General features: G+C 72.7%; 1 protein-coding gene. It reads right to left on the bottom strand.

The genetic code is table 11. The features are described from left to right. Positions 1–249: hypothetical protein (locus CVH10_RS23015; RefSeq protein ID WP_219925044.1), on the bottom strand; the 249-nt coding region annotated here is incomplete at both ends.

Raw genomic sequence — 249 nt, 5'->3', positions numbered from 1 at the left:
CCCTTGGCGTCGAACAGCTCGACCTGCGACGGCGCGCCGGCGCCGAAGCCGCACAGCCGCGCATCGTCGAGTGCCGGCGCGAGCAACGGCTTGTCGGCGCAGCGCAGCGCGGACAGTTGCCCCGCCGGCGTGAACTCGGCCGATGCGCGCTCGCCACCGGGGTCGTCGTAGAACGCGACACGGCGCAGTTGTCCGTTGGGGTGGAAGCTGCGCACCAGGCCCACCTCGTGGGCGTCGTCGTAAGTCGCC

Origin of the sequence: Halomonas sp. ND22Bw (assembly GCF_003011945.1) — a bacterium.
Taxonomy (GTDB): Bacteria; Pseudomonadota; Gammaproteobacteria; order Pseudomonadales; family Halomonadaceae; genus Halomonas; species Halomonas halophila.
This window is presented reverse-complemented; position numbering and strand designations above follow the sequence as displayed.